Here is a 15734-nt window from a genome sequence, read left to right as displayed (position 1 = left end):
ACGGCGCAGCGTCGTCGCTCGGATACGTCGTTCTAACGCGTCGCTGGCTAACGTTGAAGGGACTACTTGCCTGCAACGAGGACACGATGGCATCCCGGATCGAAGATTACGCGATGCTCGGCAACTGCCGAAGCGCCGCGCTGGTGGCCATGGATGGATCGATCGACTGGCTATGCCTGCCACGGTTCGATTCCGCCGCCTGTTTCGCCGCCCTGCTGGGCAACGAGGGCAACGGCCGCTGGCGTATCGCGCCGGCCGACCCCGACGCCACGGCGAGGCGGGGTTACGTCGACGGCTCACTCGTCCTCGAAACCGAATGGCGTACCGCCACGGGCGTGGCGCGCGTCATCGACTTCATGCCCTTCGCGGGCGAGCAGGTCGGGGTCACGCGCATCGTGGAAGGCGTGGAAGGCCGGGTCGATTTCGAGGCAGCGCTGACCATCCGCTTCGACTATGGCAGCGCCGTGCCCTGGGTCACGCGCGTGGACGGCCAGACGCTGACCGCCGTAGCCGGCCCCGACATGCTGGTCGTGCGCAGCCCCGTCGCCGTGGAGGGCGAGGGCATGCACAGCGTGGCGCGTTTCGCCGTGACCAAGGGCGATTCCGTGCCGTTCGTGATGGCATGGGGTCCGTCCCATCTCGCACCGCCGGAAGCGATCGACCCCTACGATGCCCTGGTCAAGTCGCTGGCGTTCTGGGAAGACTGGTCCGGCCGTTGCAACGAGAGCGGCGAATGGACCGATATCGTCCGGCGCTCGCTGGTGGTCCTCAAGGGCCTCAGCTACCTGCCCACCGGCGGCATCATCGCCGCGCCGACCACCTCGTTGCCCGAGCAACTGGGGGGCGAGCGCAACTGGGATTACCGCTACTGCTGGGCACGCGACGCCACGTTCGTCCTGTCCGCTTTCGTCAATGCGGGTTACCACGACGAGGCGACCGCCTGGCGTGACTGGGTACGCCGCGCCGTGGCCGGCTCGCCCGACCAGCTACAGGTGCTTTACGGCATCGCTGGCGAGCGCCGGCTCGAAGAATACGAACTGGACTGGCTGGATGGCTACGAAGGCGCCAAGCCCGTCCGCGTGGGCAACGCCGCTTCGCGTCAGTTCCAGCTCGACATCTACGGCGAGCTGGTGGGTGCGTTTTCCCACGCGGTGAAGAACGGCGTGGCCCTGGAGCCGGAAGCCGACGATGTGCAGAGCGTCTTCCTCGAGCACCTGGCCAGCATCTGGCGCAAGCCGGACGAGGGCATCTGGGAGATCCGCGGCGAGTCGCGGCACTTCGTGCATTCCAAGGTCATGGCGTGGCTGGCCTTCCAGCGTGCCTCCGAGCAGGGCGGCGAGAGGCGCGACCCGGCGTTCGCCGCGCGCTGGCGCACCATCGCCGATGAGGTCAAGACCGATATTCTCGCCAAGGGCGTGGACCCGGAGCGCGGCTGTTTCGTGCAGTCGTACGGCTCCAAGGAACTGGACGCCAGCCTCCTGATCGTCACCCTCACCGACTTCCTGCCGCCGGACGACCCGCGCATCGTCGCCACCGTCAAGGCGGTGGAGGAGGACCTGCTGGTCGACGGCTTCGTGCTGCGCTACGACACGCACAGTGGCGTGGACGGCCTGCCGCCGGGTGAGGGCCAGTTTCTTCCCTGCAGTTTCTGGTTGGTCGAGAACTATGTGCTGCAGGGGCGGCTGGACGAAGCGCGTGAACTGTTCGTTCGCCTGATCGGCCTGGCCAACGACCTCGGATTGCTTGCGGAGGAGTACGATCCACGGTCGAAACGGCTGCTGGGCAACTTCCCCCAGGCGTTTTCGCACGTCGCCCTGGTCAATGCCGCCTACAGCCTGGCGCATGGGTCCAGTGCGACGGCAGACATCCACGCCACCCCAGACGCCCACCATCCCCAAGGAGTCCGTGCATGAGCCCCGCCCCCACGAAGCGCGTCACCTCCCGCGCTCACCCGGCCGACCCGTGTACCGTCGTGATCTTCGGCGCCGCCGGCGATCTCACCAGCCGCCTCGTCGTACCCGCGCTCTACAACATGCGCCGTACCGGGTTGCTGTCCGATAACTTCTCGATCATCGGTTTCAACCACGGCAAGATGACCGACAACGCCTGGCGCAAGGGCCTGCGTACCTCCCTGGAGAAGTACGTCGCCAACGGCGGGGGCAAGCTGGATGAAGAGGCCTGGGACTGGCTCAGTTCGCAGATGACCTATCACGCCGGTGATTTCGACGACCTCACCGCGTTCCAGAGCCTGGCGGTAAAGCTTCGCGAAACCGAGCGTCGCCGCGGCACGCTGGGCAACGTCCTGTTCTACCTGGCCACGCCCGAGCGTTTCTTCGGCGACGTGATCGAGCAGCTGCATGAGGCCGGTCTGGTCGAGGAGGGCGGCACCGAGGGCGCCGCCTGGCGTCGCGTCATCATCGAAAAACCCTTCGGCCACGACCTTGCCTCGGCCCATGCGCTGAACGAGCGGATCCTCAAGGTGCTGCGCGAAGACCAGATCTACCGCATCGATCATTTCCTCGGCAAGGAAACCGTGCAGAACATCATGGCGTTCCGTTTCGCCAACGGCCTGTTCGAGCCGATCTGGAATCGCGATCGCATCGACCACGTGCAGATCACCGTGGCCGAGACCGTGGGCGTGGAGCGGCGCGGCTCGTTCTACGAGCAGACCGGCGCGCTGCGCGACATGGTGCCGAACCACCTGTTCCAGTTGCTGGCGATGGTCGCCATGGAGCCGCCCACCTCCTTCGACGCCGAGGCCGTGCGCACGCGCAAGGCCGAGACGATCGAAGCGATCCGGCCGATCCAGCCCGAGGACGCCGTGCGCGGCCAGTATGGGCCGGGCGCGGTAAACAACGAGCTGGCGACGTCCTACCGCGACGAGCCCGATGTGGCGCCGGACTCGGTCACCGAGACCTTCGTTGCGATGAAGCTGTCCATCGATACCTGGCGCTGGTCCGGCGTGCCGTTCTACCTGCGCACCGGCAAGCACATGGGCCGACGCACCACCGAGATCGCGATTCGCTTCAAGTCCGCGCCGTTCGCCCCGTTCCGTGGCACCGGCATGGACGCCTTCGGCCCCGACTGGCTGGTCTTGCAGATCCAGCCGGACGAAGGCATCTCGCTGCAGTTCGACGTGAAGCGTCCGGGCCCGCGGGTGGAGCTCGCCCCGGTGCGCATGGATTTCAAATACGCCGACTGGTTCCGTGCCGAGCCCAACGTGGGTTACGAAACGCTGCTCTACGACTGCATGACTGGCGACGCCACGCTGTTCCAGCGCGCGGACATGGTCGAAGCCTGCTGGCGCGCGGTGCAGCCCATCCTCGACGACTGGGCCCAGCGCACGCCGGCGGACTTCCCGAACTACGCTTCGGGCAGCGCGGGCCCGGCCTCGTCGGACACGTTGCTGGCGATGGGCGGCCGTTCCTGGCGACCGCTCAATTCCGCCGCGGAACTGAATGCGCGGCGCACGGCCAAGCCGCGCAGCGACGTGCTGCCGTCGTCGACGAAGTCGGCCGAGGGCCGTGCGACGAAGAAACGCGTCGCCGTGACCAAGGCGTTGCGCGCGACGTCAGCCAGGAAGGCGGCCGTGACGAAGACACCGGCGAAGAAGGCCGCTACGAAAAAGGTGGCCCCGAAGAAGGCGGTAGTGAAGAAGTCGGTAGCGAAGACGGCTATAGCGAAAACGGCTGTAGCGAAAACGGCTGTAGCGAAGAAGACCGCCACCCCGCGTAAGTCGGCGACGAAGAAGTCACCCTCCCGCCGCCCGCGTAAGTAGGAGCCCACGATGTGGGCGAACCCTCACCGCGACGATCGCGAGTGAGGGCGCCCCTCTTGGCGTGCCATATCGGCCTCAGGCTGTTACAGCGCCCCTTCACCCATCGTGTCTGTCGTGCTCGTCGCGGTGTGCCGGTGCGTGGCTCTCGTGCTGCGGCGGGCGTGACGCCGGGCGCTCATGCGCCTGCTCGTTACGAGGCTGCGGCTGCGACGGTGGGCGCTGTTCGGGCCGTTGCTCGGGACGCGGCTGCGAGCGGGCCATCGATGGCTGGATCATGCGCTGGTCCTCGCGCTGCACCTGCATGCGCTCGGGCTGCGCGTGCGCCGCCGGCTCGCGTTGCGGCTCGGGGCGCGCTTCCTGCGGCGGACGCGCTTGCGGCCGCGAGGCAGCCTGTTCCCGCGCGACCCGATCGGCATCGAAGGCGCGGGCGCGTGCACCCACGTCGTGCACGTTGGCTACCCGAGGGTCCTGCACCTGCGGCCGGATGCCTGGCGAGGACGCCTGCACGGCCCCTGGGTTCGCCCTGGCCACCGGGTTGTCCCGGGTCGTCGGATTGGCCTGCATCGCATGTGCCATGCCGCGGGCCTGCGCCGGGTCGCCGGCATGGGTCGTGGCGAAGGCCGCCGAAAGCGGCTGGCCCGGTCGCGCTCCGGCCGGAAGGGCGCCACGCGGATCCTGGGCTGCCGCGACCCGTGCCTGCGCGGGCAACTCGGGCCGGGCATTGGCCGCGGTCGGCCGGGCCATGGCCGCGGTGAAGTTGGGTCGCTGCATGTGCTCGAAATCCGGACGCTGGCGCGCCTGTGCGGCCTGCGCCTGTGCCTGCACCTGTGCCGCCTGTGGTGCACTGCGCATGGCCAGATTGCCATTGTCATGGCGGTTGTCGACGTTGCCGAAGTCGTGCCGGTTGTCGATGTTGACGGAGCGGTTGACGTAGTTGTTGTTCACCGTGCGATTGATCGTGGTGCGATTGACCACATACGGATGGTTGTCGTAGACGACCGCGGGGCGACCGCCGTAGCCGCCGTCGTAACCGCCATAACGCGGCCCGCCACCCCACGACGTGTTCCACTCGTTCCATCCGCCATGCGGGCGGTCGTAGTGCGCATGCGAGGCGAACAGCTGGCCGACCAGGATGCCCGCGCCGAACGACACCAGGCCTGTGGCGACCACATCGCCGGTGGTGGCCGGCGCCTGGTACCAGTGGGTTCTGTACACCGTGGAGTAAACGGGTGCGCCGTAGACCACGTCGGGGTCGTAATGCGGCACGTAGACCACATCCGACTGCGCCGGCTCGATCACGATCGTGCGGGTGGGCGCGGGGACGATCGAGGTTTCCGTGGTGGTGGTCGTGGTGTAGGTCCGCGGTGGGGGCGCCTGGTCGATCCTCACCACCTGCTGCTTGCTGCTCTTGAGCGAACCATGCGTGCATGCGCGTTCGCGCATCGCCTGGATCGCATTGAGCACATCCGTCGGTTCGTTCGCATAGGCGTCGCCGAGCGCTGCCGTCCAGTCGCGGTTGGTCGACAGCTGGTCGAGTACGGCGGGAAACGCCACGAGCGACTTCACACTCGGATCCCACGGCTGCGCATCGGCCGCATCGATCAGTGCGCCGCCGGTGAGGTTGCGGTTGTCGCCCAGGAAACTGCGCGCGGCGTCGACCTGGTCCGGATGCGTCGAGCCGGCCAGCGTCAAGGCGACCAGCTTGTCGGGGAACAGCGCGATCGGTGAGACCAGCGCGTAGAGCTGGTCGGCCGTGGGCGGTACGTAGCCGGGCGCGGGTGTTGGCGCCGCGCTGGCCGCGCTGGCGGGTCCGGCACCGGGGCCCGGGGCATTGGCTGCGTTGGCCGCGTCCGCCGGCGGCGTGCGGTTGCACGCGCCGAGCACCGCGGCGAGCGACGCGGAAAGAAGGGTGTTGCGGACAACATGCAGGCTCACGCGTTTCATGGTGGAGCTCCTTGCAGACAGCGGTGCGGAAGTGATTCGACCGCAGGTTCGTTCCTGACGGGTGACTGGTGGCTGTCTGCGAGCCACCTTGGCGCGTTATCGCGCCAGGCCGTTCATCCACGCGTCGGACTTCGCGAGAAGCTACGGAACGGCGCGATGTTCTTGCGCGATATCGGGCAGCTCGCCTACCGAAATGCATGACGTGGAACGGGTCGCGGACCGCGTGTTCATCGACTTCTGGTTGCAGCGCAGCAAGCACCCGCATGCATGGAGGGGGCCGCGCATGGCTCGCGCACCTCCTTCCAAAAACGCGGGCATGGGCGGCTTTTACGTCATTGAGCACCTGCCGATAGTGTGCATGGATCGATCTAACTAACCCTGAGTTTTTCCGCAGTGCAGTAAAAGTGCATTGACATAATTCCTGCTAATACATGCAGTTGTAGTCTCAGGGGTGTCTTTAGATCGAGTTAAAAATCGGTTGACAACGTTGTCAGGCACCCCTAAAAATCCGCTTCGTAACATCGCTGCAATCGCGACGTAAGCGCGATACGCATGGCCGGAGGCCACCGCGATGGCCGCAGGCTTCAGGGCAAAGAAGACATCAGCACATCGACGTCGAGCAACGCGGGCACCCGCCCGCGCGGTGCGTCACGGTGCGCGACGAACAGCACGCGACGTCAGGGGGCGAAGGCGCAAGGCGCAGGTTCCCGGGCGGCGTCACCATCCCCGCAGGAGATCGATGTGAACCCCCGCATCAGCGCACTTTCCATGGCCATCCTCACTGGCCTCCTCGCCGCAGGCAGCGTGTCCGCCCAGGACGCCACCAGCCCCGCTCCGTCGTCCAGCACGGCCAACCCCACCCCGGCCAAGCCGGGCGACGCCAATGCCAAGCCACAGGACGCCGCCAACCTCACCGGCGTCACCGTGACCGGCATCCGCGCCAGCCTGCAGAAGTCGCTGGACCTCAAGCGCAATGCCGACTCCATCGTCGACGCCATCTCGGCCGAAGACGTGGGCAAGTTCCCGGACACCAACGTGGCCGAATCGCTGTCGCACCTGCCGGGCATCAGCGTCGATCGCAACTTCGGCGAAGGCGACAAGGTCAGCATCCTGGGCACCGATCCCGCGTTGAACCGCCTGCTGCTCAACGGCCAGACCGTGGCTTCGACCAACTGGACGTCCGACCCGAACAACCCCGACAGCCGCTCGTTCAACTACAGCCTGCTCACCTCGGAGATCATCGGTAACGCCCAGGTCTACAAGACGCCGCAGGCGAACATCGACGAGGGCTCGATCGGCGGTACCGTGATCGTCAACACGCGCCGTCCGCTGGACCTGAAGGCCAACACCCTGACCGGCACCGTCAGCTACGGTTACAACGACCGCGCTGACAAGGGCAAGCCGAACGCATCGGTGCTGTATAGCTGGAAGAACCAGGACAACACGTTCGGCGTGCTGGGCTCGCTCATGCATTCGGACAAGATCATCGACCGCCAGGGCACCGAGGTGTTCGGTTACCAGCGGGTCAACGATCCGACCGATACCAACCCGGACCACCAGTTCAACCCGGCCGTGGTGCCGCCCAACCAGCAGGGCGTGTACCCGACGGCGGTCAATACCGCGTGGTTCCAGCAGCGTCGCAAGCGCGACGGCGTTTCCACCGGCTTGCAGTGGAAGCCGAACGATGCGTTTGAGCTGAACTTCACCGGCCTGTACGTCACCGAGAAGTTCAACAACTTCAACCAGAGCCACTACGGCGAATGGTCCGGCTCCGCCGCCGACGCCACCGCGCTGGGCTTCCAGAACGGCGTGGCCACCACCGGCAGCTACGGCCCGGGTACCTCGACCTACCTCGACGGCTACGAGCGCGACTCGACGGTGAACACCGGCGTCGCCAACCTGCGCGCCGACTGGTTCGGTGACGGTTGGACGGCTTCGAGCCAGGTCGGCTACACCGGTTCCACCGGCGGTTCCGATGGCATCTGGAACATGCAGTTCCAGAATTTCGGGGGCTTCAACTACAACCTCGATGGCCAGCATCCGCAGATCAACTACAACAGCCCGGACAACCCGTCGGCCGCGCTGGCGCATGGCGCCGGCTACAGCTACGCGCCCAGCTACGATCGCGAGCGTTATTTCCAGGCCGATTTCTCGCACGACGTGGCCTGGGGCCCGCTGAACCAGGTCTCGGTGGGCATCAAGGCCACCAACCACCTGGACGGCCAGGATGCGTACAACGCCAGCATCCCGAGCACGGCCTATGCCGGTACGTCGCTGGCCAACCTGGCCGACGGCGGCACGCCGAGCGGTTACCTCGATGGCCTGAACTCGGCCGGCAACATGGGTGACTGGACCACGATCAACCCGGGCCTGATGAAGGCCTATGTCTCCAGCCTGGTCACCAGCACCGCGCTCGATCCGAAGGCCACCTACAGCATCGCCGAACAGAACCGCGCCTTCTACATCCAGGGCGACTTTGCCGGCGACGGCTACCGCGGCAACATCGGCGCGCGTTATTTCCGCACGCGTGACACCGTCAACGGCTACAACAGCATCGGCAACAACAACTACACGCCGGTGAACAAGCGCAGCGCGTATCACGACTGGCTGCCGTCGTTCAACATCGCCTATGACGCCGCCGAGGACGTGACCCTGCGTTTCGCCGCCGCCAAGACGATCGCCCGCCCGCGCTACCAGCAGATGACGCCGTACGTGGCGCTGGATGACCGCAGTCTCACCGGTTCGGCGGGCAACACCGACCTGCAGCCGTACAAGTCGACCAACTACGACGCCTCTGCCGAGTGGTACTTCTCGGAGAACAGCGTGCTGTCGGCCGAGCTGTTCTTCCGCCGCATCTCCGGTTACATCCTCAACACCAATGTGGCGCAGACGCAGTACAACCTGACCGAACAGCGCGACGACGTGTACCAGATGCAGGTGCCGGTCAACGCCGGCGTGGCCAAGGTCAAGGGCCTGTCGCTCACCTACCAGCAGAACTTCGCCTATGGCTTCGGCATGCTGGCCAACTACACCTACTCCGACGCCGACACCAGCAACGACTTCCCGCTGCCTTACAACTCCAAGAACTCGTTCAACCTGTCGCCGTTCTTCGAGCAGGGCCCGTGGAGCGCGCGTCTGACCTACAGCTGGCGCTCGTCGTATTTCACCTCGATCGCACAGCTGCAGTCGCAGCAGATCACGGGTATCTTCCGTCAGCTGGACGCCACGGTGGGTTACCAGGTCAACGACCATATCCGCCTTTCGCTCGATGCCACCAACCTGCTGGACGAGACGTACATGGTCTACAACAACACGCCCGCGCAGCCGCTCAATGCCTACAAGAACGGCCGCACCTACATGATGACCATGGGCTTCAAGCTGTGATGCCCCGCGGTTGTCTGGTGCTGGTGGCCTGGCTCGTTGCCGGCGCCGCCAGTGCGACCACGCCGACGGAGAGGGACCTCTCCGCCGGCTGGCGCTTCCGCCTCGCTCCCGAGGCCAAACCAGCAACCGCCCCTGTAGGAGCGGACGATGTCCGCGATGCCGCAACGCGGCTAGCCCAACTGAAACAATGCAAGACCTCCTGCGAGCGCCTGCACGACTGGCAACCCGCCACCGTCCCCGGCGCCGTGCAGACCGACCTGCTGGCCACGAAGCAGATTCCCGATCCGTTCTGGCGTGACAACGAATCCCGCCTGCAATGGATCGGCCTCTCCGACTGGGATTACCGGCTGGACTTCGACGTCGACGTGGCCACGCTCCGGCGGGGTCACGTCGATCTGGTTTTCGACGGCCTCGACACCTATGCCGAGGTCAGCCTCAACGGCAAGAAGCTGCTGTCCGCAGACAATATGTTCCGTCGCTGGCGCGTGCCGGTGAAGGACACGCTGCATGCCGGCACCAACACGCTCACGGTGCACCTGCAATCGCCGATCGCACGCATGCAACCGTGGCTGCTGAAGCAGCCGTATGCGTTGCCGGGCGAATTCGATTCCTCCTTCGGTGACGAGCCGAAGGGCAAGCAGACCTCCAACTACGTACGCAAGGCCAACTACCAGTATGGCTGGGACTGGGGTCCGCGCTACGTCACCCTGGGCATCTGGCGCCCCGTGCACCTGCAATCCTGGGACACCCTGCGCGTCGCCGATTTCCACATCGCGCAGGCCCAGGTCGATGCCGCGGCGGCGAAGCTGGACAGCCAGTTCGACCTGCGTGTCGACAAGGCCATGGCAGCCACGCTGAAGGTGCAGTGGACCGCGCCCGACGGCAAGACCGGCACGGCCCAGCAGGACGTGACCCTGAAGGCTGGCGAGAACCACGTCGACGTGCCGCTCACCATCGATCGTCCGCAGCGCTGGTGGCCGGTCGGTTACGGCGATCCCAACCTCTATCGTTTCCACGCTACGGTGGAAGCCGCTGGCGCGACGCTGGCCGAGGCCGATCGCGAGACCGGATTGCGCACGGTGGAGCTGCGCCGCGACAAGGACCAGTGGGGCAGGGGTTTCGCCTTCGTGGTCAACGGGGTGCCCGTGTTCGCCAAGGGCGCCAACCTGATCCCCTACGATGCGTTCCCCTCGCGGGTATCCAGCGAGCGGCTGGAGGCGATCCTGCGCTCGGCGAAGGACGCCAACATGAACATGCTGCGCATGTGGGGCGGCGGTACCTACCAGGATGATGCGTTCTACGCCGCCGCCGATCGCATGGGCCTGATGATCTGGCAGGACTTCATGTTCGGCGGTGCCGTCACGCCGTACGACACCGCCTTCGGCGAAAGCAGCCGCATCGAGGCGGAAGAACAGGTCACACGCCTGCGCGACCACCCGTCCATCGTGCTGTGGGCGGGCAACAACGAAGTGCAGACCGGCTGGGAGGAATGGCCCGATCGCATCGACTTCCAGAAGTTCGTCAACGGCGACGAGGTGAAGAAGGTCGAGGCCGGCATGCGCACGCTGTTCGGCAGCATGCTGCGCAAGGTGGTGGCCGACCTGTCGCCCCAGGTGCCGTACTGGGCCAGCTCGCCCAGCACCGACTTCGAAGGCCCGGCCAACGTCCAGAACGATGGCGACATGCATTACTGGAAGGTATGGTCCGGCTCCGAGCCGATCTCGCACTACCTCGACATCACGCCGCGTTTCCAGTCCGAGTACGGCCTGCAGTCGTTCCCGGTCATGGCCACCATCAAGGCGTTCGCCGAGCCGGGCGACATGCAGCCCGAATCGACCGTGATGCGCGCCCACCAGAAGTTCGCCAACGGCGACGGCAACCAGCGTCTGCTGCTGTACATCCGCCAGGAGTACGGCGAACCGAAGGATTTTCCCTCGTTCGTCTATCTCAGTCAGGTGATGCAGGCCGAAGGCATCGAACTGGCCGCCGAGCACCTGCGCAGCGCGCGCCCGCAGAACATGGGCACCTTGTACTGGCAGTTGAACGATGTCTGGCCCGGTGCCTCGTGGGCCAGCGTGGACTACTTCAATCGCTGGAAGGCATTGCAGTTCCACGCCAAGCGCTTCTATGCGCCGGTCGATGTGGTGCCGCTGCGCCGCGACGGCACGACCCAGGTGTTTGCCGTATCCGATCGCACCACCGACTTCGAGGCCACGCTGCGCACGCGCGTCTACGACATGGCCGGCAAGATGCTGCGGGAAAGCAGCCAGCCCGTGCGTGCCGCCGCGCTGTCCAGCACCAAGGCGCTGTCTGCCGACGACGCCACCCTGCTCAAAGGCGCCGATCCGCGCAAGACGGTCGTCGCCTTCGACCTGCTGGAGCAGGGCAAGGTGGTCGCCCATCACCTGCTGTACTTCGGCGCGGCGCGCACGCTGGCCCTGCCGGCGCCGGCACTGACCACCACGGTGCATGACGACGGCCACGGGCTCGTGGTGACGGTTACCGCGAAGCGTCTCGCTCGCGCGGTCTGGGTGGACACCGGTAACCTCGACCTGCGCCTGTCCGATAACGCGTTCGACCTGCTACCCGGCGAAAGCATGGACATTGCGGTCGAAGGCGCCACCGATATCGATGCCCTTCGCCGCGCGATCACGGTACGCTCGCTCGTCGATGCCCTGAAGGAGACCACGCCGTGAATCCCTCCCGTCGCAACCTCATGAAGTGGCTGTCGCTCGCGCCGGGCGCCGCGATGATCGGCGGGGTCAGCCTGGGCGCCTCGGCGGCTTCGCGCTTCACCAGCCAGCGGCCGGCGGTGGGCAAGCGCAAGTTCACCAGCCCCGCCGTGGAGGCGCTGATCGCTTCCACGAAGAAGAAGATCGCGGACCCCGAGCTGGCCTGGCTGTTCGAGAACTGCTTCCCGAACACCCTGGACACCACGGTGGAGGTGGGCCGCCTGGACGGTTACGAGGATACCTTCGTGGTCACCGGCGACATCGATGCGATGTGGCTGCGCGATTCGTCCGCCCAGGTCTGGCCGTACCTGCCGCTGGCCGCGAAGGACGAAGCCCTGCGCAAGCTGTTCCGCGGGCTGATCCGCCGCCAGGCCCGTTGCATCGCGATCGATCCCTACGCTAACGCGTTCCTGCCCGACCCTAAAGGCAAGAGCCAGCTTGAATGGGCGCAGTCCGACATGACCGACATGCGCCCCGGCGTGGCCGAGCGCAAATGGGAAATCGATTCGCTGTGCTATCCCGTGCGCCTCGCTCACGGCTACTGGCAGACCACCGGTGACCGCGAGCCCTTCGACGACGCCTGGCGTGCCGCCACGCGCAGCATCGTCACCACCTTCCGCGAGCAGCAGCGCAAGGACGGCACCGGCCCTTATCACTTCCAGCGTCCGTCGCCCAACCCGACCGAGAGCCAGTTCCTGCACGGCTACGGGCAGCCCACGCGCCCGGTGGGCATGATCCACGCGATGTTCCGTCCGTCGGACGACGCCACGCTGTATCCGTTCAATATTCCCGGCAACCTGTTCGCGGTGGTTACCCTGCGGCGTCTCGCCCAGATGCACGGCACCTTGTTCGGTGACCAGGCATTCGCCAGCGACGCCAGTGCGCTGGCCGACGAGGTCGAGGCGGCGGTCGAGCGCCACGGCGTGATGCACGACGGCCAGGACGATTTCTGGGCCTACGAGGTGGACGGCTACGGCAACCAGCTGTTCATGGACGACGCCAACGTGCCCAGCCTGCTCGCGCTGCCTTACCTCGAAACCACCAGGTACGACGCGCGTTATGCGCGCACGCGACAGCGCGTGTGGAGCACTGCCAACCCGTATTTCTTCAAGGGCAAGGCTGGCGAAGGCATCGGTGGCCCGCACGAGGGCCTGCGCATGATCTGGCCCATGTCGATCATGATGAAGGCCTTCACCACGGACGACACGGCGGAGATTCGCCAGTGCCTGCACTGGCTGAAGACCACCCACGCCGGTAGCGGTTTCATGCACGAGGCCTTCGATCAGGACGATCCGAAACAGTTCACGCGCTCATGGTTCGCCTGGGCCAACACCCTGTTTGGCGAGTTGGTCGTCCATCTGGCCGACAAGCACCCCGACACCCTGCGTCGCGTCTGACGCGACACCCCGCTGGAGCGATTCATGGTTACCCGTCGACGTTTTCTGCAAGGGGTGGCCGCCGCCACCGCCCTCGGTCAGCTAGGCTCCCTCACCGCGCTGGCCGGTGGCGTGCAGCAAGGCCTGAAAGCCCCGTCATCCGGTGGCGCCGCCGCCAGTGACAGCATCCTGCGCTACGTCGATGTCTTCGTCGGCACGGGCGGCCACGGTCACACCTATCCCGGTGCGACCCGGCCCTTCGGCATGGTCCAGCTCAGCCCCGACACGAACAACGCCCAGTGGGACGGATCATCCGGCTACCACCAGGGTGACGGCTCGATCATGGGCTTCTCGCACACGCACCTGTCCGGTACGGGCGCGGCCGATATGCTCGACTTCCTGGTCATGCCCTCGATGGGCCCCGTGCTGCTGCAGCCGGGCGACCGCGACTTCGACGGCGTGAACTACGTCTCCCGCTTCGATGCCGTGAAGCAGGGCAACGGCAAGCCCGAGAAAGGCTACCGCAGCGGCGTGAAGGGTTACCGCTCGCATTACACGGGCGAGCAGGCGCATCCGGGCTACTACCGCGCGAAGCTCACCCGTTTCGACATCCTGGCGGAGCTGACCGCGACGCTGCGCGCGGGCATGCATCGCTACACCTTCGGCAAGGAGGGCGATGCCCACGTGCTGCTGGACATGGCCCATGGCTATACGGATGCGCTGGACCAGCCGGCCAGGGTCAGCGACGTGCAGCTGAGCGTGGTCGGCAACGATACGCTGGTCGGTGGTCGCCGGGTCTGGCAATGGGCTTCCGGTCGCGTGATCTACTTCGCCATGAAGCTGTCGCGTCCCGCCACGCATGTCACCCTGTATGACAACGACAAGGCGCTGCCCGCGGGCACTGCCACTGCCAAGGGCGACAACCTCAAGGCCGCGCTGCACTTCGACAAGGCGTCGTCGGCACCGCTGCTGGTGAAGGTGGGTATCTCGGGCGTGGACATCGATGGCGCCATGCGCAACCTCGACAGCGAGATGCCGGGCTGGGATTTCGACGGCATCCGCGCCGCGGCCGAAGCCGAGTGGATCCAGGAACTGTCGAAGATCACCATCGAATCCGGTTCCGACAAGATCAAGCGCACCTTCTACAGCTCGCTGTACCACACCATGCTGGCGCCCACGGTGTTCAGCGATGCGGACGGCCGCTACCGCGGCATGGACAAGGCGGTGCACACGCTGCCGGAAGGCCGCCACAACTACAGCACCTACTCGCTGTGGGACACCTACCGCGCCGAGCATCCGCTGTTCACGCTGTACCAGTCCGATCGCGTGCCCGACCTGGTCGACGGCCTGGTCCGTCTGGCAGCGGAAAGCCCCAGCGGTGCACCGGTGTGGCCGCTGCAGGGCATCGAGACGGTTTGCATGATCGGCTACCACTCCGCGGTGGTGGTGGCGGAAGCGCAGGCCAAGGGCTTCAAGGGTATCGACTACGAGAAAGCCTGGCCGGTGTTCCGCCGCCGCGCCATGCAGGACGATTACTTCGGCCTGCCTTATTACCGGAAGCTGGGTTTCGTACCCAGTGACAAGGAAGGCGAGGCCGCCAGCAAGACGCTGGAATACGCGTACGACGACTGGGCCGTCGCGCACATGGCCGAGGCCCTGGGGCACAGCGACGACGCGGCGCTGCTGCGCAAGCGCTCGCAGAACTACGCGCACGTGTTCGACAAGGACATGCAGTTCGTGCGCCCGCGCGCCGAGGATGGCACCTGGGTGCAGCCGTTCGATCCGATCGCGATCGGCCACTCCAAGCGGTGGCGCGATTTCACCGAGTCGAACGCCTGGCAGGCCACGTTCCTCAACCAGCACGATGTGTACAACTACATGGCGTTGTTCGGTGGCAGCCAGGCATTCGAGACGAAGCTGGATGCCCTGTTCAACGCCGATCCCACGCTGCCGGAAGACGCGCCGCCCGACATTGCCGGCATGGTGGGCCAGTATGCGTTCGGCAACGAGCCGGGCCACCACATGCCCTACCTGTACGCGTACACCGGCGCGCACCACAAGACGCAGGCGCGCGTGCGCATGCTGCTGGAGACGATGTACCTGCCCGAGCCCGACGGCCTTCCCGGTAACGAGGACTGCGGCCAGATGAGCGCGTGGTACATCATGAGCGCGATGGGCCTGTACGCGGTCGACCCGGTCAGCACCCACTACGTGTTCGGCAGCCCGCTGCTGGACCGTGCGGAAGTGCAGGTCGGCGGCGGCCGCACGCTGGTGATCGAGGCGAAGGACAACGGACCGGGTCGTCCTTATATCCAGTCGGTCACGTGGAACGGCCAGCCCTGGACGAAGAGCTGGATCGCGCACAAGGACCTGGAAGCCGGCGGCACGCTCGCGTTCGTGATGGGCGACCAGCCCAACATGGCGTTCGGCAAGGCCCTGGCCGACCGTCCGCCGTCGTTCGGGAGCGCTCCCACCGCCTGAGGGCGGCAACGCTCCCGTTTCACGGCGGCTAGACCCCGT

The 15734-nt window shown here is 66.1% G+C and carries 7 protein-coding genes; 6 read left to right on the top strand and 1 reads right to left on the bottom strand.

The features are described 5' to 3' along the window. Nucleotides 1-86 precede the first annotated feature (86 nt). Together ACVKN3_RS13090 and zwf are read left to right on the top strand one after the other, a co-directional pair. On the top strand, nucleotides 87-1913 hold the full coding sequence (locus ACVKN3_RS13090) for a glycoside hydrolase family 15 protein (RefSeq protein WP_285406264.1): 1827 nt from the start codon (nucleotides 87-89) through the stop codon (nucleotides 1911-1913). Continuing rightward, a complete protein-coding gene (gene zwf / locus ACVKN3_RS13085) occupies nucleotides 1910-3778 on the top strand; it encodes a glucose-6-phosphate dehydrogenase (RefSeq protein WP_354514568.1) in 1869 nt (622 codons plus the stop codon). The genes ACVKN3_RS13090 and zwf overlap by 4 nt, the downstream gene beginning before the upstream one ends. A 96-nt stretch (nucleotides 3779-3874) precedes the next feature. On the opposite strand, the gene ACVKN3_RS13080 is transcribed toward zwf, so the two are convergent. Next, the gene (locus ACVKN3_RS13080) at nucleotides 3875-5722 is read right to left on the bottom strand and encodes a DUF3300 domain-containing protein (RefSeq protein WP_354514566.1); all 1848 of its coding nucleotides are present in this window, start codon (nucleotides 5720-5722) and stop codon (nucleotides 3875-3877) included. Between the two features lie 768 nt (nucleotides 5723-6490). Here ACVKN3_RS13080 and ACVKN3_RS13075 point away from each other — a divergent pair. The 4 genes from ACVKN3_RS13075 to ACVKN3_RS13060 are packed head-to-tail and all read left to right on the top strand — an operon-like array spanning nucleotide 6491 to nucleotide 15695. Continuing rightward, entirely contained in the window at nucleotides 6491-9106 is a 2616-nt protein-coding gene (locus tag ACVKN3_RS13075; RefSeq protein WP_456991982.1) for a TonB-dependent receptor, read from the top strand. Next, nucleotides 9106-11802, top strand: a complete 2697-nt coding sequence (locus ACVKN3_RS13070) for a beta-mannosidase (protein ID WP_354514562.1) — start codon at nucleotides 9106-9108, stop codon at nucleotides 11800-11802. Before ACVKN3_RS13075 ends, ACVKN3_RS13070 begins: the two co-directional genes overlap by 1 nt. Nucleotides 11803-11822: 20 nt before the next feature. Next, a complete protein-coding gene (locus ACVKN3_RS13065; protein WP_354514923.1) occupies nucleotides 11823-13235 on the top strand; it encodes a glycoside hydrolase family 125 protein in 1413 nt (470 codons plus the stop codon). Between the two features lie 24 nt (nucleotides 13236-13259). Then, nucleotides 13260-15695 carry a GH92 family glycosyl hydrolase gene (locus ACVKN3_RS13060; RefSeq protein ID WP_354514560.1) on the top strand — a complete coding sequence of 812 codons (2436 nt, stop codon included), beginning with the start codon at nucleotides 13260-13262 and terminating at the stop codon, nucleotides 15693-15695. The last annotated feature ends 39 nt before the right edge of the window (nucleotides 15696-15734 follow it).

This window comes from Luteibacter sp. PvP120, from assembly GCF_054055715.1.
The sequence above is the reverse complement of the archived record's forward strand: the minus strand, read 5'-3'. Positions and strand labels throughout refer to the sequence as shown.